16 protein-coding genes are annotated in these 20,800 nt (G+C 56.5%); 2 read left to right on the top strand and 14 right to left on the bottom strand.

The genetic code is table 11. The features are described from left to right. Positions 1–203 precede the first annotated feature (203 nt). The gene (locus ACA043_RS15820; RefSeq protein ID WP_489879550.1) at positions 204–500 is read left to right on the top strand and encodes a hypothetical protein; all 297 of its coding nucleotides are present in this window, start codon (positions 204–206) and stop codon (positions 498–500) included. A gap of 75 nt (positions 501–575) precedes the next feature. On the opposite strand, the gene ACA043_RS15815 is transcribed toward ACA043_RS15820, so the two are convergent. The 5 genes from ACA043_RS15815 to ACA043_RS15795 form a co-directional block, all read right to left on the bottom strand. Then, complete coding sequence (locus tag ACA043_RS15815) at positions 576–920, bottom strand: DUF3304 domain-containing protein (RefSeq protein WP_401263953.1); 345 nt, start codon at positions 918–920, stop codon at positions 576–578. A 224-nt stretch (positions 921–1,144) separates the two neighbouring features. Next, positions 1,145–2,131, bottom strand: a complete 987-nt coding sequence (locus tag ACA043_RS15810) for a tetratricopeptide repeat protein (protein WP_489879551.1) — start codon at positions 2,129–2,131, stop codon at positions 1,145–1,147. Next, positions 2,128–5,700 carry a LysM peptidoglycan-binding domain-containing protein gene (locus tag ACA043_RS15805; RefSeq protein ID WP_497657366.1) on the bottom strand — a complete coding sequence of 1,191 codons (3,573 nt, stop codon included), beginning with the start codon at positions 5,698–5,700 and terminating at the stop codon, positions 2,128–2,130. The genes ACA043_RS15810 and ACA043_RS15805 overlap by 4 nt, the downstream gene beginning before the upstream one ends. A 28-nt stretch (positions 5,701–5,728) precedes the next feature. Next, positions 5,729–6,586, bottom strand: coding sequence for a DUF4123 domain-containing protein (locus ACA043_RS15800; protein WP_497657365.1), 858 nt, complete (start codon positions 6,584–6,586; stop codon positions 5,729–5,731). Continuing rightward, positions 6,577–8,625, bottom strand: a complete 2,049-nt coding sequence (locus tag ACA043_RS15795) for a type VI secretion system Vgr family protein (RefSeq protein WP_497657364.1) — start codon at positions 8,623–8,625, stop codon at positions 6,577–6,579. The genes ACA043_RS15800 and ACA043_RS15795 overlap by 10 nt, the downstream gene beginning before the upstream one ends. A 375-nt stretch (positions 8,626–9,000) precedes the next feature. On the opposite strand from ACA043_RS15795, the gene ACA043_RS15790 reads away from it, so the two are divergent. After that, positions 9,001–10,302 (top strand): OprD family porin, encoded by a 1,302-nt coding sequence (locus ACA043_RS15790; RefSeq protein ID WP_497657363.1) that lies wholly within the window; start codon positions 9,001–9,003, stop codon positions 10,300–10,302. 166 nt (positions 10,303–10,468) lie between these two features. On the opposite strand, the gene ACA043_RS15785 is transcribed toward ACA043_RS15790, so the two are convergent. From ACA043_RS15785 to ACA043_RS15745, 9 genes are all read right to left on the bottom strand, one after another. Next, positions 10,469–11,089, bottom strand: a complete 621-nt coding sequence (locus ACA043_RS15785; protein WP_497614102.1) for a transglycosylase SLT domain-containing protein — start codon at positions 11,087–11,089, stop codon at positions 10,469–10,471. A gap of 45 nt (positions 11,090–11,134) precedes the next feature. Next, positions 11,135–12,073, bottom strand: coding sequence for a carbohydrate kinase family protein (locus ACA043_RS15780; protein WP_497657362.1), 939 nt, complete (start codon positions 12,071–12,073; stop codon positions 11,135–11,137). 13 nt (positions 12,074–12,086) lie between these two features. Next, complete coding sequence (gene xylB, locus ACA043_RS15775) at positions 12,087–13,583, bottom strand: xylulokinase (protein WP_497657361.1); 1,497 nt, start codon at positions 13,581–13,583, stop codon at positions 12,087–12,089. Between the two features lie 132 nt (positions 13,584–13,715). Further along, positions 13,716–15,188 carry a mannitol dehydrogenase family protein gene (locus ACA043_RS15770; protein WP_497657360.1) on the bottom strand — a complete coding sequence of 491 codons (1,473 nt, stop codon included), beginning with the start codon at positions 15,186–15,188 and terminating at the stop codon, positions 13,716–13,718. 18 nt (positions 15,189–15,206) lie between these two features. Then, the gene (locus ACA043_RS15765) at positions 15,207–16,310 is read right to left on the bottom strand and encodes an ABC transporter ATP-binding protein (protein WP_401263972.1); all 1,104 of its coding nucleotides are present in this window, start codon (positions 16,308–16,310) and stop codon (positions 15,207–15,209) included. Between the two features lie 33 nt (positions 16,311–16,343). Next, positions 16,344–17,174 carry a carbohydrate ABC transporter permease gene (locus ACA043_RS15760; protein WP_187678961.1) on the bottom strand — a complete coding sequence of 277 codons (831 nt, stop codon included), beginning with the start codon at positions 17,172–17,174 and terminating at the stop codon, positions 16,344–16,346. An 8-nt stretch (positions 17,175–17,182) separates the two neighbouring features. Beyond that, on the bottom strand, positions 17,183–18,109 hold the full coding sequence (locus tag ACA043_RS15755; protein WP_489879560.1) for a carbohydrate ABC transporter permease: 927 nt from the start codon (positions 18,107–18,109) through the stop codon (positions 17,183–17,185). A 153-nt stretch (positions 18,110–18,262) separates the two neighbouring features. Next, positions 18,263–19,573, bottom strand: a complete 1,311-nt coding sequence (locus tag ACA043_RS15750) for an ABC transporter substrate-binding protein (RefSeq protein ID WP_401263978.1) — start codon at positions 19,571–19,573, stop codon at positions 18,263–18,265. Between the two features lie 319 nt (positions 19,574–19,892). Continuing rightward, a complete protein-coding gene (locus ACA043_RS15745; protein ID WP_489879562.1) occupies positions 19,893–20,798 on the bottom strand; it encodes an AraC family transcriptional regulator in 906 nt (301 codons plus the stop codon). Between the last annotated feature and the right edge of the window lie 2 nt (positions 20,799–20,800).

Genomic DNA, 20,800 nt, shown 5'->3' with positions numbered 1-20,800 from the left:
TTCACCCCATTGCAAATGTGCCATCATTTGCGCTGCGGACATCTATGTCCTCGCAGTGCTCTGTTGTGGCGGCTGTGTGCAGGATCGCTTTCGAGCGAGCTGAGTTGGGGTTATCTCGGTTGACCAAGCCTGTATACAGTCCGCCTCCCATTGTTTGGTCACAGTGCCGGCGGTTACTTTTGCCCCATTATGAGTAATCACCCATGCCTATCATTAATCCGCTCCCCAATCGCTACATCCCCCTCAACAGCGGCGTCACCGAAAGCGCGGCCCTGGTCATCGACACCGAAGCCAACCCCAAAGACATCCTCGAAGCCGCTGTCCAGCGAGTCCGCGCCTCGGCCGATCTCCTCGAAACCCTGCACTGCCTCTGCTTCAAACACGCTGATGTTCAGGACATTCCGCACATTACCCATGCGTTGTACCTGCTGACGCAGGATGGCAATGATTTGCTGCAGGTGGCGCAGCAGCAGATGTTGAATTGGAAGGCGCCGGTTTAAAGATTGGCTGCATGCTCTGGCATTCACGGGCGGAAGAGTTTCTGCCCGTGCTTAACGCTCGTGACACTCGATGAGTCAATGACGAGATTCTTTAACCAGAGAAGATTCAAGCGGACTGATCAAATCAGGGGCCCATTTCAGCTCGACAATATTTCCTGGTAAAAACCGCACATGCAGAAAATCATCACCGCGTTCTCGGCGAGGCAGCGGCAAAGTAACCTCATGATCTTCTTTCTTGACCCCTTGCCTTAACTGCTCGCCTGTACGGCTGAGTATCCAAGAAACCCGAACCGTCTCGCCCTCAATTCTTTGGCAACACACGGTTCCACCACCACCCATTGCAGCCAGGTTTCCGCCCCAAAAATCATTTACCCAGAAACTCAAAATAGGCCGATCCGTGTAGTTTGCGGAAGTCAGCATGGCTCCGGGAGTACGGAGCAGGGCGAGGATTTTGGGTGTGGCATAGCAAAGCAGCAACGCCAATACACTCAGCGCTATTCGCCTTCGTCGCCATGTTTGTTTTCGGCGTGTGTCCGCTGCAATGTCTATCAATTAAAATTCCCAAAGAATGATGACTACATTCTTCGTCTGGAATGCTTTTACCCATTGACTGTGAGCGAATGTTTTATGACGCATCACTGGCGTTAATAACCTAGTTTGTCAGGAAAAAACGATAGGGGTGGGTGGTTAGCCTTCCACGTTTTCGCGAGTTCTTTTGCACTATCTATTTGTTCTTTAGACATGTTTTTTTCAACTTCTGGCAATGTATCATTGACATTATTTATCACGTTCCCACCACCATCAAGCTCTAGTAAATTTAAAAGTAACGCATATGATGTAACCGGGTCCGAGGTAAATCCGTATTTTGGTTCTTTTTCACCAATGTAATATGCATATCCAAAAACTCCCGATACATAGCTTGAAGCAGCAGCTTTCTCATTCCAGATTCTGAACGACGACAAATCGTTTTTTTCAACCCTAGCTGCTGCAAACCCCATCATGCCTGGAGGATACCCATTTTCTGCAGATGCTTTCATCCACTTTTCAATTGCATCAGATCTTCGGGACGGCAGTAGGAATGTCCCGCCCCCTTCTTGATACTTAGTGGCTAAACGAAATTGTGCCAAAGCGAACCCACTTTCTGCAGATTTTTCTAACCAGTCATCGTTACCTGTTATCTCCCATAACAAGTACATTGACTCAGCGTTTCCCTCGGATGCCTGTTTAGTTGCAATGTCTTTAGCTTTATTCATCCACTCTTCGGGCGATTGCTCAGCAGGAGAGCAGTTCTTCATAGTTACACACAAGTCTTCGTCCGCTCCTCCAAGTCGAATCATCGCATAGATATTGCCTTTTTTTGCGGACTCCTCGTATGCTTTTTGTGCATCTTTAGTCATGTAGCGGTTGTTTTTTCTTATTGACTCACCTAAATAATAAAGTGCTTCATCGTCCCCGCCGCTGGCTGCGATTTTCAGATATTCGATTGCGGAGATTGCTTTGTATTGATTGTAGAGCTCCATTCCTTTTTTCTTTGCTTCTTCTTGCTTTTGTGTAAGTGCGGCATTTGCAGTAGTGCAGAACAAGGCAAGGAAGATACAGAACGATGCTGAGTACAATTTTGTATTTTTCAATTTGTTTTTCCCGCTGGGCCTGAGTATCTTACCGAAGGCTTTGGAATATAACTGTTTTCATTCATGGAAATTTTACATGATCCATCAAACGGCTCGCCTAGTAGGGTGGCGTTTTTCTTATATCGAGCTCTTGTAACGTTTCCTATCGGGTCACTTAATGTAAGTACGGGTTCGCCCATGAAGTTGTCAAGAAGATAGCGGTTTTCGCAGTATTTTTGACCGATGTCGACGGGTACTACTCCAAATTTATTCATGCATGCGCAGGCTAACTCAAATTGTTTTTGAGCTTCTAAAAAACTTCCATTTTCTCTGGCGTTGGTAGTGATATAAGTTATTATTATTTCAATCGCTGTTTGTTGGGCTAAATGCGAAGCTTGTCTAGTGTATGTTTTCTTGCCGTCTTTTGATGTGCTGGCGCTACTTTGCTTTGTTGTAGCTATTGTGAACTCTTCTGGGGTAGACATTAGTGTCATTAATATTGGTCCTAGTGCTGCTGGAGTGGCTTCTATCACCCATTTTTTTAACTCATCGGGATTTTGGTATTCAACAATCGCATGAGCAATCGGGCCACCTTTTCCGCTACTGGTCATTGCGTCATATAAGCTCATGACTAAATCCCAGCCCATGAGATAAGACATTTCCACACTAAGTCCAGCTGCTCCTAGTGCGTTCAGAGCCGATGCAAACTTTCCTGCTTCAGGCTCCATCCACTCCACTTTTCTGCCTTTCGCTTTGTGCAGTTCCTTGCGATACAAGTTGATAAGGTCGACCACTGCCTCATATCCAACTTCAAACTTAAAGCTGCCGTTAGCACCGGGACCCAGCACGACCGCCGCTTTCAAGTTGAGAATAAACCGCCCCTTATCCAGAGACACCTGCGCCGTTCCCTGAAAGCCTGCACCTAACGCAACACCCACAGAGCCACTTAACTTGGCGAGGGTTAACCATGGATTCGCTTTCTTGGCATCTTTGTCACTGCCGATGCCCATTGTTGGTGTGGTGCGCAGGGCGACGAGGTCTTTTGGCGGTGCCCAGTTCAGTGCCCCGGTGAGTTCGATGGCGGCTTGCAAGCCTCCGAAAACATTAAAGTTGGCTTTTGCGCCGTTTTCGACTTGCACTTTGGCGAAGCGGCCGCCTCGCAGTTGATCTGTGCTCTTGGAATCGGTGTAGGTGCCGGATTTCGACTTGTGTTCAAGATCGGGAGTAGGGCTGTTGTCACCGCTGTCTGTCTTGGCCTTCTTGGCGGCTTCGTGATCCGCGCGTTCTTCCTTGGCTGAGGCATCTTCACGCTGTGCGCGTTTTACAGGGCTCAGTGACGCACCGTACTTGACGTTGCCGAAGATCGGGTTCAATTCGACGCTGCCTGCCAGCAGCAGAGACGCTCCGGCGTAGCCCCAGGCCTTCACACCGAAGTGGAAGGAAAACCGACCGAAATTCATTTTCTGGGGGACGCCGTCCAGAAAATAATCCAGCGTTCTTTCTTGAGCGCTTTCTTTGGCAGGCATGTCGACTTTCATCAATTGCACTTCGCCGCGGGCGAGGTCCAGGCTCAATCCCATCTCGCCAGATATCTGGAAGCCCTCGGCGGCGGACATTTTCGGGCCTTCGAGCTTCACTTCACCGTGAATACTTGGCTGCGGAGGTGTCAGGCAGCGGACGAATTGTGCCTGAGGGTTGGCATCAAAGAGTCGAACTTTGCCGCGTACACTTTTCTGGAACACCAGTTGCTGAAGGTGATTGCCCCAGTTCGTCAGGGCTGCGTCGTCTTCAAGTTCAGTGACCTCATAGCCTTGTTTTTTCAAGTAAGCGTAAAAGTCTTTAGCTTGAAACCAGCCTTTTTTGTCGAAACAGTCGCCAACCTGATCACTGAACTTTATGGCGCCCTGATCTTGAAGCCATTGGCGGAACGAGCTGATTTCACTGTTTTTATCGGAGCCTTCGGTAGCATCGGCAGGCACGCTTTTAGCGACTTTTTTTACCGCACCGGCCGCACTTTTTGAATCCTCTGTCATGATCTTTTTTGCGTCTTTCAGGTTCGCCATGCTGAACCAGCCCAAGGGTGTGCCCTTGGCATCCGAAAGACTGACTTCACGCAGCGGAAAGCCCGGCTTCACCATACGGTCGACCGGCTTTGGCTGGAACTCTTCCGGTTCCCAAATCAGAAAACGCCCGGGTTTGCTGGTGCTGACATTACTCTGGGCTGTGGTCTGAAGGTCGTCTTTGATTTTCTGCAGGCTATCCCATTTGGCACGTTCCACATCAACCAAACCCGCCGGCGCTTGGGCATTCTGGCCTGTTGCCTCGATCCAGCGTTTGTATTTCTCCTGAAGCTGCGCTGTAACTTCCGCCTGCTCTTTTTCGGTATCCAGATACAGTTTGAACTTCTCGATACCGGAAGGAAGGCCGTCACTGATCAAAGCGAATTCTGGAAGTGCGATGCCGTATTCAGACGCCTTGATGATGGATTCAGTGTAAGCATGGTAATCAAGCGCATCAGCGTTTTTGTAGAGCGTGTATACATACCCGACCAGATCGGCGGTGCAGTCATCCATGCCGCTGCAGATGTTTTCGTAACTTTTTTTCTTTTCCGCCAAGGCTTTCGCAACGTCTTCCAGCGGAATCTGCTTGAAGTTTTTGTTGCTGAGGAGTTTCTTGCGAGCCTCCAAATAAGCTTGCACGCGTGCGCGCGCTTCAATCGCCTCTTTGGAGTACAGCGAGCCACTTTCGTAGGTGTAGCCTTCCAGCTTCGCAGCTGCTACCGCTTCTTTTTTCAGCGCATGCCACTCAGCCCTCTGCTTGTAAAAGTCGGTATAGGCTTTGTGGACTTCCTGGTCAGTAGCCAGGTCTGCCGTTAGACGGTCCAGGCGCGATTGCGGGGTGTCCTCTTGTGGAGACTGTGCAGGAGCCGCTGCTGGTTTGTTTCCGTTAGCTTCGTTTTGCCTCTTTTTGGCGGTGGCGGGATCGATTTCGATCTCATCTCCCATCGCTTCAAATTCTTCCATTCGCGTACGCTTCGCGCCCGTGAGGAAGTTGCTCAACTTAGGCTCAAGGAAGTATTCCAGCAAACCCGATTCCTGCAACCCGTTCAGGCGTTCATCACGTGGTTTGTTGGGGGCAATCATTTTCTCCAGCGTGAACATCGATTCTTTGATAGAGGACTTTGCACGTTCAGGGAGCAGCCAGAACTCTTGCTCCTCGGTTGCATAAATCGCACTGGCAAATTTTTTAGAGCAAGGAGGTGCGTGAGGCTTGAAGGTTTTTGAGGCGTTATCTGGAGCGTCCTTGACGGGATCCAGTTCAACCAGATCCTCAGCAGAGCACTGAGTTGCAGGTTCTGAGTTTGCCTGTGCAGGGGCCTCAGGCGCAGCGGGTGACTGAGCAGCGGGCGAGGCTGGCGCGGCGGTCGCTTGCGCGCTCTTCGGTACGCTCAAGTTCCATCCGACTTTGACGTTGTCCGGATTGGTAATGAAGGGGTTGAGCTGGCGGAGTTGAGCCACGGTGCTGTTGTAGCGCGAGGCGATCTGATCGAGGGTTTCGCCGGGCATGACGGCGTGATTCGTGATTTCCATGGTGATTCCGTTCTGTTGTCGCGTCGCCTTAATGTTGGGCGACGGCGGCTGATTCCAGGAGCCGATCTACTTTGATAAACGACTCGTCCTTAGATTGCAGGATCGCCATGATCTCAGGCTGTGTTTCGAATAGCGGTCCGTTCACGGCATGGCCAAGCTTGAGAAGGTGATCACCGTCATAAATGTTGCTTTTGAGCAGCAGGTCAAGGTTGTCGGCGATATCGTTCAAGCGTTCATCGCCTGGCTCGTCGAATGCCGCGTATTCCTCATCCACCCAATAAACCCATCCCAGGCGCGCTTGAACTTGCGCGGCGGTCTCAGGAAGATTGAATGCCGCTCTGTCACCTAGCCATGTTGATTTCTCATTGGCAATCCAGGCTAGCCATGGTCCACGCTGTTGGCCGAAATGCATTGGCGCGGGGGAGTAGACGGCGCTCCAGCAACCCAACAATTGATCAAAGGCCTTATCGGCGGTGTAGACCAACGCTCCCCACAGGCTCGGTTTATGGAAGCTCAACAAACTCTGGCCTCCGGAGCCGTCGTTGGCTCTGAGTAGCCAGCGTGCGTGAGCCAAGGCTTTTTCGGGATCAGGGGTTGAGATCGCAATTCCCGAAAAGCGTTCCTCACAAAGTTTGGCAGCTTCGACGGCCACTTTGCTGCCCTTGGGCGCTACCAGCCACAAGGGGCCATCAGGTATCTCTGCGAAATCTGTCGAGAAAAACAGCCCTTGGGACACAACCGGTTCGCCTGTTCGGTAGAGGCAAACCAAGGCTTCTGGCTGGAGACCTCGGTCGATGATGAAACATAGCGACTCGCTGGCCGCCGGCAGGTCTGAAAAGTTGTAGCGAGGCTCTGCTAGCAGAGCGCTCAGCGCTTTTACATGCATGTGCAATCCTTACGGCTGCAAGCGCCGTTACTCTGTTTGCCGCACAACGGGGTGATACCTGATTCATTAAGGCGGACGGGGAGTGGGGCTTTACCCGCCTTATCCGCATCCGCTACCTTCATCGGCCCTGGCAGCAACGGCGCAGCCGGCGTACCAACCCCCGGCGCACCGCCGGTATTCACCTTCACTTCAGCGCCACTGATCGTGACACCACCCGCATCAACCTTCACAAAACTCCCACCAGCCTTGGCGGTTAGCTCCATGCCACCCTCAATCACAACCTTCTCGCCAGCGTGGTAATGAATCTCCGTCCCAGCCTCAACAAACTGCGCCGTACCCACCTTCACATGCTGTGTCACCGCAACCGTCAGGTGATCATCCGCGCGCATTTCGCTTTTGCGATCCAGATGCGTAATCCGGTGCTCTTCGACCTTGAACTCGCTCAGGGTGTTGGCTTCAACGGTGTCGTGCCGTTCGTTGCCGACACGAATCTTCTGGTCGTGCTCGATGTTTTCGTCCCAATCGCGCTGGGCGTGGATGTAGATCTGTTCCACACCCTTTTTGTCTTCGATGCGGAATTCGTTATAGCCCTTGCCGCCCGGTGAGCTGAGGGTTTTGAAGGTGCTGCGGGTTTTGTTCGCCGGGAGGTCGTAGGGGACGACGTTTTCCTTGTGGTACAGGCAGCCGGTGACGAGTGGCTGGTCGGGGTCGCCTTCGAGGAAGGTGACGAGGACTTCCATGCCGATGCGCGGGATGGCGAGGCCGCCGTAGGCGGCGCCGGCCCAGCCGCTGGCGACGCGCATCCAGCAGGTGGTTTTGTCGTCGCCCTGGCCGTCGCGGTCCCAGTGGAACTGGACTTTGATGCGGCCGTATTGATCGCAGTGGATTTCTTCGCCTTTCGGGCCGGTGACGACGGCGGTCTGGCTGCCGAGGACTTTTGGTTTCGGGTGTTCGAGGGCAGGGCGGTAGTGCGCGTCCCACGGGGTGGCGAGGAAGCTGTTGCGGTAGCCCTGGTGGAAATCGCTTTTGTTGTCGGTGACGTCGCTGGTGACGTTTTCGCCGAGCACTTGCGGTTGTTTGCCTTCGTGGAAGACTTCCAGAAGCAACCACATATCGTTCCACTCGGCGCGCGGGTGCTCGGCGAGGGTGAGGAAATGGCCGCTGGTGAGGGTCGGCTCGTCACCTTTGCCTTCGGCGAGTTTGTAGTCGCTGCGATGGCGTTCCAGTGCGCGGGTCGAGAGGAACTTGCCGCGCTCGCGGGTGGTGAAACGGCCGGGGTAGTCGTAATCCTCAAGGTCCGGGGCGAACTCGGATTTGACCGCGCCTTCGGGCAGGATCTTCGGTTTTTCGAAGTCGTAGTCGCGGCGGCTGACGCGGGTGGTACGGGTTTCCAAGCGCAGGTTGAAGCGTTTGATCACCGGTTTGTCGGCGCTCATTCCGGAGTCTTGCTGGTAGCTCACGGCTTTGAGTTTGCGGAACACGGTCTGGTCGTCGCCGAATACCAGTTTGTGGCCGCTGCTGCTGTGCTGGAAGTGGAAGTGGATGCCTTCCTCTTCGCACAGGCGCTGGATGAAGTGCAGGTCGGACTCGTCGTACTGCACGCAGTAATCGCGTTCCGGGTATTCGGCGCTGAGCTGGAAGCTGTAGGCGTCGGCGAGAATGCCGCGATCCTCCAGCACCCGGGCGATGATCTTCGGCACGGTGAGTTGCTGGAAGATCTGCTGATCGTGGTTGTGCCGCAGGTACGCCAGTTGCGGCACCAGGCTGATGCTGTAGCGGGTCAGGGTCTTGCCGGAATCGCCTTGCTCGATGCGGTACACCAGGCCATGGATCTTGCCTTCGCCAGTGGCGCCGAAGGTCAGGACGCCGGGCTTGTGCAACAGCTCTTCGAGTTTCAGGTCGGGACGGGCGCTGACCAGTTCGAGGTCGAAACGGAACGGTTCGTTGAGGGCTTCGCGACCGGTGAAGCTAAGGACTTGCAGGTCGGCGTTGGCACCTTCGAGCGTGAGGGTGATGTGGGTTGCGTTGGCGTCCAGCATGCCTTGAATTCCGTCCGTTGAATAAGCAGGAGACGGATGATGGAGGATTAAACCGCCTCATTCAAGGCGCAAATGCCGTAGGAAGGCGCCCCGTGACCCCTAGGGAAAACCCTTAGGCCGGCCTTTTTTTCTAATGAATCCGGGCGTTTGCTGGATTTTTACGACAAAAGTTCAGGTGCAATCAACTGGCCATGCGCTAAAGAATTGCCGGTCAGTTTCAGACTAAAGTCGCCTGTGGCACGTCAAAGCCATCTGCCATCATTGCAACTCACCCCTGCGTGTTCACTTCCTCTCGGCTCAATACTGACCCGGGACGGGAGCTATTTTTCTGGCTTATTGCGCCTGTGCGCAAACGCTGCATTGTTGGAGTTTTTGATGCGTCCCCCATTTCCCCTCATCACCCCGCGCCTGTCATTGGGCTTCGGCGCCGTTGTGCTGTGCGCAGGATTTACCGCGCCCGTTCAGGCCAGCGGATTTCTTGAAGACAGCACGGCGAAAATCGAATCGCGCACGGTGTATTTCAACCGCGATTTCCGTGATGGGCACACGTCCAACGATCAAGGCGCGTCCAAGCGCGAAGAGTCGGCTCAGGGTTTCATTCTCAATCTGCAATCGGGTTACACCGAAGGCACCGTGGGTTTCGGTATCGATGCGCTGGGCATGCTCGGCTTCAAGCTCGATTCCAGCGCCGACAGCAGCAACAGCGGGTTGCTACCTTCCAGCGGGCAGGACCCGCGCGGTTCGAAGGATCAGTACGCGAAACTGGGGCTGACCGCCAAAGTGCGGGTGTCCGATACGTTGCTGAAATACGGCGCACTGCTGCCGGATCTGCCGTTACTCAAGTACAACGACGGGCGTTTGCTTCCAACGATGTTCAACGGTGCGATGTTGACTTCAAAAGAGGTGAAGGACCTGACCTTCATGGCCGCGCGTCTGGACAAGTACACCGCGCGTGATTCCACCGACTCCCAAGACATCCGCGTGCACTGCAAGAACAAGCGCTACGCGTGCAACACCACTGCGGACCATTTCGACATGTACGGCTTTGACTACAAGATCAATGATCGTCTGACCGCGCAGTATCACTACGCGGAACTTGAGGACATCTATCGTCAGCACTTCGTCGGGCTGTTGGGGAATCAGCCTTTGGGCGGCGGCGTATTAAAGGCCGATGTACGCCTGATCAAGAGTGCCGACAGCGGTGCAGAACGGGCCGGTTCCATCGATAACCGCGCGTTGAGCGGCATGCTGTCTTACGCCATCAGCGGCCACACGTTCAGTGGCGGTTGGCAGCGCATGAACGGCGACAACTCGATGCCGTACCTCGATGGCAGCAATCCGTATCTGGTCAACTATGTGCAGGTCAACGACTTCGCTGCCGCGCAGGAGCGCTCCTGGCAGTTGCGTTATGACTACGACTTCAAGGCGATCGGCATCAATGGCCTGAGCTTCCTGACCCGCTACGTGAATGGTGATCACATCAAGGTGTTGGGCAGCGATCAGGAAGGTAAAGAGTGGGAACGCGACAGTGAGTTGAAGTACGTGATTCAGACCGGCACGTTCAAGGATGTGAGTGTGCGTTTGCGTAATGCGACTTACCGCACCAACTATGAAAAGTTTGCCCGGGATGTGGATGAGACCCGGTTGATTGTGAGTTACAACTTTTCGGTGTTGTAAGCCGTTGGGCGTTTTGCGTCTGAACGGACGCTATCGCTAGCAGGCTAGCTCCCACAAGGAGGACGGCTTAACACACCAACCCTATGTAGGAGCTGCCGCAGGCTCTTGTTTGTGAAAATCAAAGTCAAAAGATCGCAGCCTGCGGCAGCTCCTACAGGGGGCCGTGTTATAGCCAATGCCAGAACCGGCTCCAGAACCCGCGATTCAAATCTTCCTTGCACCCGGCATATTGCTGGGCATACATGTCGGAGCGATTCTGCACCTTGCGCGCCGTCGGCATCAGCCAGGCTTTGGCGGCGTAAGTCTTGTTGCGATAGCCGCCCCAGCCTTCGTGGTAGTTGAGGTACTGGCCATAGGCGTCGTATTTGTAGACGCCATTGATCGACGTGGTCTTGTCCATGTACCAGCCGACGAAGTCGATCGCGTCGTCGAAGTCTTCGCGGTCTGCCCAGTTTCTGCCGGTGCTTTTCTGATAGTCAGACCAGACTTCATCCTTGGCCTGGGCATAACCCGAAGCGGTCGACACCCGGCCCCACGGAATTACCCAGAGCAGGTATTTACGCGGGGTCTTGGCGTCGTAACGGTAGCCGGATTCCTGATACATGATCGCGAAGGGCACCTGAATCGGCACCCCCCAGCGCTTTTGCGTGACTTGCGCGGCGTCGTACCAGTCGCTTTTCTCCCGGAAGATCTCGCAGATGTTTTCCGGCGAACGGGGCGGCGAGGTGCCGCAACCCGTCAACAGCGCCGCGAGTGCCAGTAGTCCAACTGTTTGCCCTGAATTCAAAAGCCGTCATCCGTCATGCGCGAAAAAGGGCGACAGTCTACGCGCTCAGGTCAATTGGTGACGATAGGGCAAATCCGGACCGGTCTTGCTGCAGGTCAGCGCTGCGGCTTGCACGGCGAACATGAGCATGCCGTCGATTTGCTCGCGACCGAGTTGCTGCACGCCTTCAACCGAGTCCAGACCGTGCTCGGTCAGCCAAGTGATCAGCGCGGCCTGGAAGGTGTCGCCGGCACCGACGGTATCGGCGATCTTCACCGAGCATGCTGGCACCGACCATGAGCCATGGGCGCGGCTGAACACGGTCGCGCCTTCGCCACCGCGAGTGAGGAAAACGACTTGGCAGCGATGTTCCAGCCAGCCTCCGATGACGCGCTGCGGATCCTGTTCGGGATAGAGCAGGCTCAAGTCTTCGTCGCTGACTTTGATCAGATCCGCCAGTTGCACCAGCGTGGCGATTCGCTCGCGCCACAAGTCGATATTCGGCTCGGGATTGAGGCGTACGTTGGGATCGAGGGTGATCAGGCGTTTGCCGCTTTCACGCTGGACCAAGGCGAGCAGGGTGTCGGCAATCGGCTGCACCACCAATGAATACGAACCGATGTGCAAGCCGCGCACCTCGTCGCCCAGCGACGGCAGATGGCTTGGATTCAGTTGCCGATCCGCACAGCCTTCACCGCGAAAGCTGTAGTGCGGCGAGCCGTTGGCACCGACAGCGACCATCGCCAGAGTGGTCGGCGCGGCGAAATCCACCAGAAAGTCCGGGCGTACACCTTCTTCCTTAAGGACTTGCTGCAAGCGGCGGCCGAGGTAGTCGGTGGACAGGCCGGCGAACAAGGCAGAATCCACGCCCAAACGGCGCAAACCCACGGCGACGTTGAACGGCGAGCCGCCGGCAATCGCCTTGAAATTCACTTTCGATGCCAGACCGCTGGCGTCGTCTTCGCTGAAAAAATCAAACAGGGCTTCGCCACACACCAAATACATAATTGTTTGCTCTTTATAGGGTTGCGACATGCTGTTGATAGCGTTCATAAGCCTGCTGAAACGCCGCGACATTGGCGGCGACCGGCAGGGTTTCACTGTTCAGGTCGAGCTTCACGCAGCGCTGGCACAGGCCGGCCAGTGTGTCCTCGTGACCGTTCGACCATGACTTGCACCACGCTGCTTGAATCGCCGCACCAAGGGCCGCAGCTTCGCTTTGCTCAGTGCAGATCACTGGCGTGTTCATGATGTCGGCGACGATCTGACGCCACACCGCGCTTTTCGAACCGCCGCCGATCAGGCAAATGCTGCGGCTTTGTAAACCATTCTGACGGAGCAAATCCAGTCCATAACGCAGGCCGAAGGTGGTGCCTTCGACGGCGGCGCGGCACAGATTGGCCTGAGTCAGATTATCCAGCATCAAACCGTGCAGGCTGCCGGTGGCATGGGGCAGGGCGGGGACGCGCTCACCGTTGAGGAACGGCAGCATGCTCACGCCTTCGGCGCCAATCGGTGCCTGAGCGACGAGGTCGTTGAATTGCTCGAGATCGAGGTCGAACAGGTCGCGAATCGCGCCCGTGGCGTTGGTCAAGTTCATCGTGCAGATCAGCGGGAGCCAGCCGCCGCTGGAGGAGCAGAAGGTCGCGACCGAGGCGTCCGGGCTGACTTTCGGCGCGTCGGCGTAGGCGTAGACGGTGCCGGAAGAGCCGAGGCTCATGGTGATCGTACCGGGTTGAATATTGCCGGTGCCGATGGCGCCCATCATGTTGTCGCCGCCGCCGCTTGCGACCAGTGCGTTGCGGTTGATGCCGAGGTGTTCGGCGATGGCCGGCAGGATCGTGCCCACGGCTTCATGCGCATCGATCAACTCAGGCAACGCGGCTTGCAGGCGACCGCTGGCGTCGATGTCGCGCAGCAGCTGCAAGTCCCACTGACGGGTGCGCACGTTGAAATAGCCGGTGCCGGAGGCGTCGCCGTATTCACTGCACGAACGGCCGGTGAGCCAGAAATTGAGGTAATCGTGGGGCAGCAGGATGCGGACGATGCGCGAAAACACCTCCGGATGCTGCTCTTTGGTCCACAGCAGTTTCGACACCGTGTAACCCGGTGCAATGACCACGCCGAGGCGTTCCAGCGAACCTGCTTCACCGCCCAGATGGCTGAGCAGTCGATCGTTTTCGGCGCTGGTTTCGGTGTCGCACCACAGCTTGGCCGGGCGCAGGACTTCGCCTTGATCGTCGAGCAAAACCAGGCCGTGTTGCTGGCCGGATACGCCGATGCCCAGGATTGACTGGCCGTCGACATTCGCCGCCAACAGTGCCTGACGGGTGGCGAGTGCGAAGGCTTCCAGCCATTGTTGCGTGTCTTGTTCGCGGCGGCCGTTGGCGCCGCTGATCATGGTGTGCGCGGCGGCGCCTTGGCCGAGCACCTGACCGCTGGCGGCATCGAGGATGATCGCTTTGGTGCCTTGGGTGCCGCAGTCGATGCCGAGGAAGAGTTGTCGGGTTGTCACTGGGATATCCTCAGGGGATCAGGTCTTTCGCGGTGAAGCGATTCGCGAGCAGGCTCGCTCCCACAGGGGGACGCATTTCAAAATGTGGGAGCGAGCCTGCTCGCGAATGGGTCATTAAAGTCACCGCATCACTCAAACCAGAACCCGCTCCAGAGTCTGCGAAACCCCCACCTCGCGCAAGCTGTCACAGCACCACTCGAACGCCGCCACAAACTCCGCCGACTGCGCAATCGCCGTACCGAAAATCTCCTCAACTCCCAGCAAACGCTGAGTCATCGACGCGTCATCCGCCACCAACGCCTGACAGAACGCCGCCCGAGGATCCGGAATCGAATACGTATCGCCATTCTCATCCACGCCTTTCAAGTAAAGCGCCCAAGCCGCGACCACCAACGCCGCGCGTTTGGTTTCCTGGCCATCGGCAATCAACCGATTGATGGTCGGAATGGTGAACTTGGGAAACTTCGACGAACCATCCGAACACACTCGCTCAAGTTGATCGGCAATCGCCTGATTGGAAAACCGCGCCACCAGCGTGTTCTTGTACTCGGTCAAATCGATGCCCGGCACCGGTGCCAGTTGCGGCGTGACATCCAGATCCATGTAAGCGCGCATGTAACGCACGAACAACGGGTCATTCATGGTCTCGTGGACAAAGCGATAGCCCTTCAAAAAGCCCAGATACGTCAGCGCCAGATGGCTGCCGTTGAGCAGTTTGATCTTCATCTCTTCATACGGCGAAACGTCGTCGGTGAACTGTACGCCGACCTTTTCCCAGGCCGGGCGACCGTTGACGAATTTGTCCTCCAGCACCCACTGCACAAACGGTTCGCAAACCACCGGCCAGGCGTCGTCTACGCCGTGTTTGTCGGCCAGTTGCAGGCGATGCGCGGTGCTGGTCATCGGGGTGATGCGGTCGACCATGGCGTTGGGGAAACTGACGTTGGCGTCGATCCAGCTGCACAGATTGCTGTCGCGCAGTGTGGCGAATGCCAGCAATGCCTTGCGGGTCACGGCGCCGTTGTGCGGCAGGTTATCGCAGGACATTACGGTGAAGGCCGGAATGCCCGCTGCCCGACGTTTTTCCAGGGCCGCGCACAAAAAGCCGAACACGGTTTTCGGCGCGTCGGGATTGGCCAGATCGTGCTGAATCTGCGGCAGATGCGCCATGAATTCGCCGTTGCTGTCATCGATGCAGTAACCGCCCTCGGTGATGGTCAGTGAGACGATGCGGATCTGCGGATCGGCGAGTTTGTCGATCAACGCCTGAGCGCTGTCTTCGGCCAGCAGCATGTCGCGAATCGCGCCGATCACGCGCACTTCGGTATCGTCGCTGTCACCCAGTTCAAACAGAGTGAACAGGTAATCCTGTTCCTTTAGATCGTCACGGGCGCGGCGATCTTCAGCGCGCAGGCCAACCCCGCAAATCGCCCAGTCCAGCGCTTCGCCGGTATTCATCAAGGCATCGGTGTAATACGCCTGATGCGCGCGATGGAAACCGCCGACGCCAATGTGCGCGATGCCCTGACGGGTGTCGCTGAGGCCGTAGGCTGGCAGTTTCACTTCGGCGGCGAGGCGGTTGAGGTTCTGTTTATTCAGGTTCATTGGGCAAGTCTCGAAAAATCAGGCCGCAGCACGCAGCGGACGGGTCAGTGCCACACCTTCGGCATCGAACAAGTGGCAGTGGGCGGCGTCCAGATACAGGTTCAGTTGCTCGCCATAACGGCTGGCCAGGTCACCGCGCACGCGCATGGTCAGCGCTTCGCCGGCGTTGGTCTTGACGTGGCAGAAGGTGTCGCTGCCCAGCCGTTCGCTGACATCGGCGGTGACTTGCAGGGTGCAGTCCCCCGGTTGTGCCAGTTCCAGATGCTCCGGGCGAATGCCCAGAGTCACGGCGCTGCCGACGGCCAGGTTGGCGGCGTTGAAGGGCAGGGTGATGCGGGTGCCGGCGTCCAGTGCGACTTCGCAGGTTTGGCCATCGACCCGGGCGATCTTGCCCTTGAGGAAGCCCATCTTCGGCGTGCCGAGGAACCCGGCGACGAACAGGTTGGCCGGGTTGTGATACAGGTCCAGCGGCGAGCCGACTTGTTCGATTTTGCCGCCATTGAGCACCACGACTTTGTCAGCCATGGTCATCGCTTCGACCTGGTCGTGGGTGACGTAGATCATCGTGGCTTGCAGGTCTTTGTGCAGGCGCAGCAGTTCCAGACGCATTTGCACCCGCAGTGCGGCGTCGAGGTTGGACAGCGGTTCGTCGAACAGGAAGATTTTCGGGTTGCGCACAATCGCGCGGCCGATGGCGACACGCTGGCGCTGACCACCAGAGAGCTGCTTCGGTTTGCGCTCAAGCATCGGCCCCAGTTCAAGAATGCGTGCGGCTTCGCCGACTTTTTTCTCAACCTCGGCTTTCGGTACGCCGGCCAGATCGAGGGCGAACGACATGTTCTTTTTTACGGTCATGTGCGGATACAGCGCGTAAGTCTGGAACACCATCGCCAGATCACGCTTGGCCGGGCTGACTTCAGTGATGTCGCGGCCATCGAGTTCGATGGTGCCGCCGCTGACTTCTTCCAGGCCGGCGATCAGGCGCAGCAGGGTGGATTTGCCGCAGCCGGACGGGCCGACGAAGACCACGAATTCCTTATCGTTCACCTCAAGGTCGATGCCCTTGATGATGGAAAAACCTTCGAAGCCTTTTTGCAGATTCTTGATTTTCAGGTTGGCCATGGTGGCGCTCCTTTTGTGCTTATTCTTTGAGGGCTATTTCACGGCGCCGAACGACAGGCCGCGCACCAGTTGTTTCTGGCTGATCCAGCCGAAGATCAGGATCGGCGCACAGGCCAGGGTCGACACCGCCGACAACTTGGCCCAGAACAATCCTTCGGGACTTGAATACGAGGCGATCAGCGCGGTCAGTGGCGCGGCTTTCGAGGAGGTCAGGTTCAGCGACCAGAAGGCCTCGTTCCAGCACAGGATCAGCGACAGCAGCACGGTCGAGGCAAGACCACCCTTGGCGATCGGCAGCAGCACACGGATCATTTCCTGCCACAGCGTGGCGCCGTCGAGGCGGGCGGCTTCGAGGATGTCTTTGGGGATGTCCTTGAAGTAGGTGTAAATCATCCAGACCACGATCGGCAGGTTGATCAGCGTGTAGATCACGATCAGTGAAATGCGCGTGTCGAGCAGGCCGAAACTCTTGGCCAGCAAGTAGATCGGCATCAGCACGCCCACCGGCGGCAGCATCTTGGTCGACAGCATCCACAGCAGCGTGCCTTTGGTGCGCTGGGTTTCGTAGAACGCCATCGAATAGGCCGCCGGCACTGCGATCAGCAGGCACAGGGCTGTGGCGCTGAAGGAAATCACCACCGAGTTCCAGGCAAAGCTGAAGTAGTCGCTGCGCTCGTTGATGTGCAGGTAGTTCTCCAGCGTCGGCGTGAAGATGAACTGCGGCGGCGTGGCGAAGGCGTCGATTTCGGTTTTGAAACTGGTCATCACCATCCAGAAGATCGGGAAGAAAATCACGATCGCGATGGCCCAGGCCAGGGTGCCGAGCAGCAGGCTTTGCAGCCGGCGGGATTGTTGAAGAGTCATGGCGGGCCTCAGGCTTTGTCAGTCAGGTTTTTGCCGATCATCCGCACCAGAATGATCGCGGCGATGTTGGCGATGACCACGGCAATCAAGCCGCCCGCCGACGCCATGCCGACGTCGAACTGCACCAGCGCCTGGTTGTAGATCAGGTAGGCGAGGTTGGTCGAGGCGTAGCCGGGGCCGCCGTTGGTGGTGGTGAAAATCTCGGCAAACACCGACAGCAGGAAGATTGTTTCGATCATCACCACCACGGCAATCGGCCGGGCCAGATGCGGCAGGGTCAGGTGCCAGAAGATCGCGATCGGGCCTGCGCCATCCAGGCGCGCGGCTTCTTTCTGTTCCTGGTCGAGGGACTGCATGGCGGTCATCAGGATCAGGATCGCGAAGGGCAGCCATTGCCACGAGACAATGATGATGATCGACAGCAGCGGGTAGTGCGCCAGCCAGTCCACCGGTTGCGCGCCGAACAGTTTCCAGATGTAGGCGAGGATTCCGGACACCGGATGGAAGATCAGGTTTTTCCAGATCAGCGCGCCGACCGTGGGCATGATGAAAAACGGCGAGATCAGCATGACCCGCACGATGCCGCGACCAAGGAATTCACTGGCCTCCAGCAGTGCGCTGATCAACACGCCCAACACCACGCTGATCAGCAGCACACTGCCGACCAGCAACAGCGTATTGGTGGCGCCGGGCATGAAGCCCGAGTCGGTCAGGAAGTAGGAGAAGTTCTCAAACCCGACGAACTCGTTTTCGCCAGGGTTGAGCAGGTTGTAGCGGATCATCGAAAAGTAAAGGGTCATGCCCAGTGGCACGATCATCCACAGTAGCAGCAGGGCCACCGAAGGGCTGACCAGAAACCAGCCGGGATTGGCTACGCGGTTTTTGCGCTGTGGCTTGGCGAGGTCGATGTGGGCTTTGGCAGTTGAAGTATTCATGGTGATCACAACCGAGTCATACAGACCTATGGAGATCCCATGTGGGAGCGAGCCTGCTCGCGAAAGCGGTGGGTCAGTGCCATGTGTATTGGCTGGAAAGACGCCTTCGCGAGCAGGCTCGCTCCCACAGGAGGCAGGAGCGAGCTTTACGGGTTACTTGGGATAACCGGCGCGCTTCATCTCGCGTTCGGTGGTCTGCTGCGCGGCGGTGAGCGCCTGGTCGACCGTGGTCTGGCCGATCAGCGCTGCCGAGAAGGACTTGCCGACCTGGGTGCCGATCCCTTGGAATTCAGGAATAGTCACCAGTTGAATGCCGATGTAAGGCACCGGTTTCAGCGTCGGTTTGCTCGGGTCTGCAGCTTTCAACGACTCGAGGGTCACCTTGGCGAACGGCGCAGCGCTCATGTAGGCGTCGCTGTAAGTCGAGGCGCGAGTGCCTGGCGGTACGTTGGCGATGCCGTCGGTTTTGGCCACCAGTTCACCGTATTCCTTGGAAGTCGCCCAGGCGCTGAACTCTTTTGCCGCATCCTTGGCCTTGGAGCTGGCAGGAATCGCCAGCGCCCAGGAATACAGCCACGCCGAACCTTTATCGGTGACCTGATGCGGTGCGAAGGTGAAGCCGACGTGATCGGCGACCTTGCTCTGGGTCTTGTCGGTCACGAATGAGCCGGCGACGGAAGCGTCAACCCAGATCGCGCACTTGCCGCTGTTGAACAGGGCGAGGTTCTCGTTGAAACCGTTGCTGGAAGCACCCGGCGGGCCGGATTTTTTCATGGTGTTGACGTAGAAATTCAGCGCGTTCTTCCACTCGGGGCCGCTGAATTCCGGCTTCCACTGCTCATCGAACCAGCGTGCGCCATAGGCGTTGGCGACCGTGGTGACCAACGCCATGTTCTCGCCCCAGCCAGCCTTGCCACGCAGGCAGATGCCGTACTGTTCTTTATCCTTGTTGGTGAGTTTTTCGGCGAAGCCTGCGATCTGTTCCCAGGTCGGACGCTCGGGCATGGTCAGGCCGGCATCCTTGAACAGGTCGGTGCGGTAATAGGTGATCGAGCTTTCGGCGTAGAACGGCAGGGCGTAGAGCGAACCCTTGACCGACAGGCCTTCACGCACTGACGGGAATACATCGTCGAGGGCGTAACTGGCCGGCAGATCCTTCATCGGTTCCAGCCAACCCTTGCCGCCCCACAGTGCCGCTTCGTACATGCCGATGGTCAACACATCGAACTGGCCACCCTGGGTGGCGATGTCGGTGGTCAGGCGCTGGCGCAGGACGTTCTCTTCCAGCACCACCCAATTGAGCTTGATGTCCGGATGCTCGGTCTCGAAGGTTTTCGAGAGTTTTTGCATGCGGATCATGTCGCTGTTGTTGACGGTGGCGATGGTCAGGGTCTGGGCGCCAAGGCTGACGCTGCTGAGGGTCATGCAGGTGAGGGCAAGCAGAGCTTTTGCAGTGGGTTGCATCGTGCACTCCTTTTCTGAACCCAGAGGGGGCAGAAGGACAGTTATTGTTTTTGTGTCTTCCTGTGCAGGAAGAATGTGCACTGATTACAGCCTTCAATCGACAGACTGACAAATCATCCATCGCACTTTTATCAATACTTTTTTGCACTGAGCTTTGCGTGAAGAAACACAGGGAAGGGGTTTACAGCGAAACTGAGCTATCGAATGTGTACAGGTTTTCAGGGTGTTCAAAGCACAAATCAAAAGATCGCAGCCTTCGGCAGCTCCTACAGGGATCGGTGTAGGAGCTGCCGAAGGCTGCGATCTTTTGATCTTGGCTTTAAATATGATTTTGTTCGGTGAGGCGTTGCACAGCGAGGCGCCGATAGTGTGAAGGCGTCATGCCCTTGAGCTGTTGAAAGCGCCGATTGAAGTTGGAAATATTGTTGAAACCCGACTCAAAGCACACATCGGTCACCGGTTTATCGCCGTCCGCCAGCAGCTCGCAGGACTTACTGATGCGCAAACGATTGACGAATTCGATGAAGTTACGCCCGGTCGCCTGTTTGAACACGCGACTGAAATACGTCGGCGTCATGCCCAGATGCTCGGCGACTTCTTCCAGCGAAATATCCCGGGCGTAGTGGCTGAAGATGTAATCAACGGCGCGGTTGGTGCGATCGATGTTGTGTTCATCGGCCAGTTGCGGCGTGGTGGCGCCGGACAACAACTGGAAATCATCGCTGGCGGCGAGCAACTCCATCAGGATGAAGAAGTGCCCGAGCCGGGTGATGCCTTGAGTATCGGCGATACGCTGCATCAGCGTCATGGCTTGACGGATCGTACGCTTGCAGCGGAATTCGATGCCGTACTGAGCACGCTCCAAGAGCGGTGCAAGCGTTCGGAGTTCAGCGAATACCTGATGGCCGCTCTCGAACAGCTCATCGGTAAAATTGACGAGCATGTCGCGCTTTTCCACCACTTCGTCTTCGGCCACCTGGCTGATCCAGTTGTGCGGCAGATTGGGACCCGTCAGAAACAGGGTCTCGGGATAGAAGTTGCCGATGTAGTCGCCTATGAACACTTTGCCAGAGCTGGCGACGATCAGATGCAGTTCGTATTCCTTGTGGAAATGCCAGCGCACCAGTGGGCAGGGGAAACCATGCTGGCGGTAGATGATGGACAACCCGTTGTGGTCATCCATCAACTCGTATGAAGGGTCGGTCACGCGGGCAGTTCGGGTCATGG

The organism is Pseudomonas sp. LBUM1648, from assembly GCF_059716145.1.
Note: the sequence above shows the minus strand (reverse complement) of the source record. Positions and strands in the feature narration are given on the sequence as shown.

Coding starts and splice junctions, on each gene's coding strand:
- ACA043_RS15820 (WP_489879550.1), top strand. CDS start 204: ATGCCTATCATTAATCCGCTCCCCAATCGCTACATCCCCCTCAACAGC.
- ACA043_RS15815 (WP_401263953.1), bottom strand. CDS start 920: ATGCTGACTTCCGCAAACTACACGGATCGGCCTATTTTGAGTTTCTGG.
- ACA043_RS15805 (WP_497657366.1), bottom strand. CDS start 5,700: ATGGAAATCACGAATCACGCCGTCATGCCCGGCGAAACCCTCGATCAG.
- ACA043_RS15800 (WP_497657365.1), bottom strand. CDS start 6,586: ATGCATGTAAAAGCGCTGAGCGCTCTGCTAGCAGAGCCTCGCTACAAC.
- ACA043_RS15795 (WP_497657364.1), bottom strand. CDS start 8,625: ATGCTGGACGCCAACGCAACCCACATCACCCTCACGCTCGAAGGTGCC.
- ACA043_RS15790 (WP_497657363.1), top strand. CDS start 9,001: ATGCGTCCCCCATTTCCCCTCATCACCCCGCGCCTGTCATTGGGCTTC.
- ACA043_RS15780 (WP_497657362.1), bottom strand. CDS start 12,073: ATGTATTTGGTGTGTGGCGAAGCCCTGTTTGATTTTTTCAGCGAAGAC.
- ACA043_RS15770 (WP_497657360.1), bottom strand. CDS start 15,188: ATGAACCTGAATAAACAGAACCTCAACCGCCTCGCCGCCGAAGTGAAA.
- ACA043_RS15765 (WP_401263972.1), bottom strand. CDS start 16,310: ATGGCCAACCTGAAAATCAAGAATCTGCAAAAAGGCTTCGAAGGTTTT.
- ACA043_RS15760 (WP_187678961.1), bottom strand. CDS start 17,174: ATGACTCTTCAACAATCCCGCCGGCTGCAAAGCCTGCTGCTCGGCACC.
- ACA043_RS15755 (WP_489879560.1), bottom strand. CDS start 18,109: ATGAATACTTCAACTGCCAAAGCCCACATCGACCTCGCCAAGCCACAG.
- ACA043_RS15750 (WP_401263978.1), bottom strand. CDS start 19,573: ATGCAACCCACTGCAAAAGCTCTGCTTGCCCTCACCTGCATGACCCTC.
- ACA043_RS15745 (WP_489879562.1), bottom strand. CDS start 20,798: ATGACCCGAACTGCCCGCGTGACCGACCCTTCATACGAGTTGATGGAT.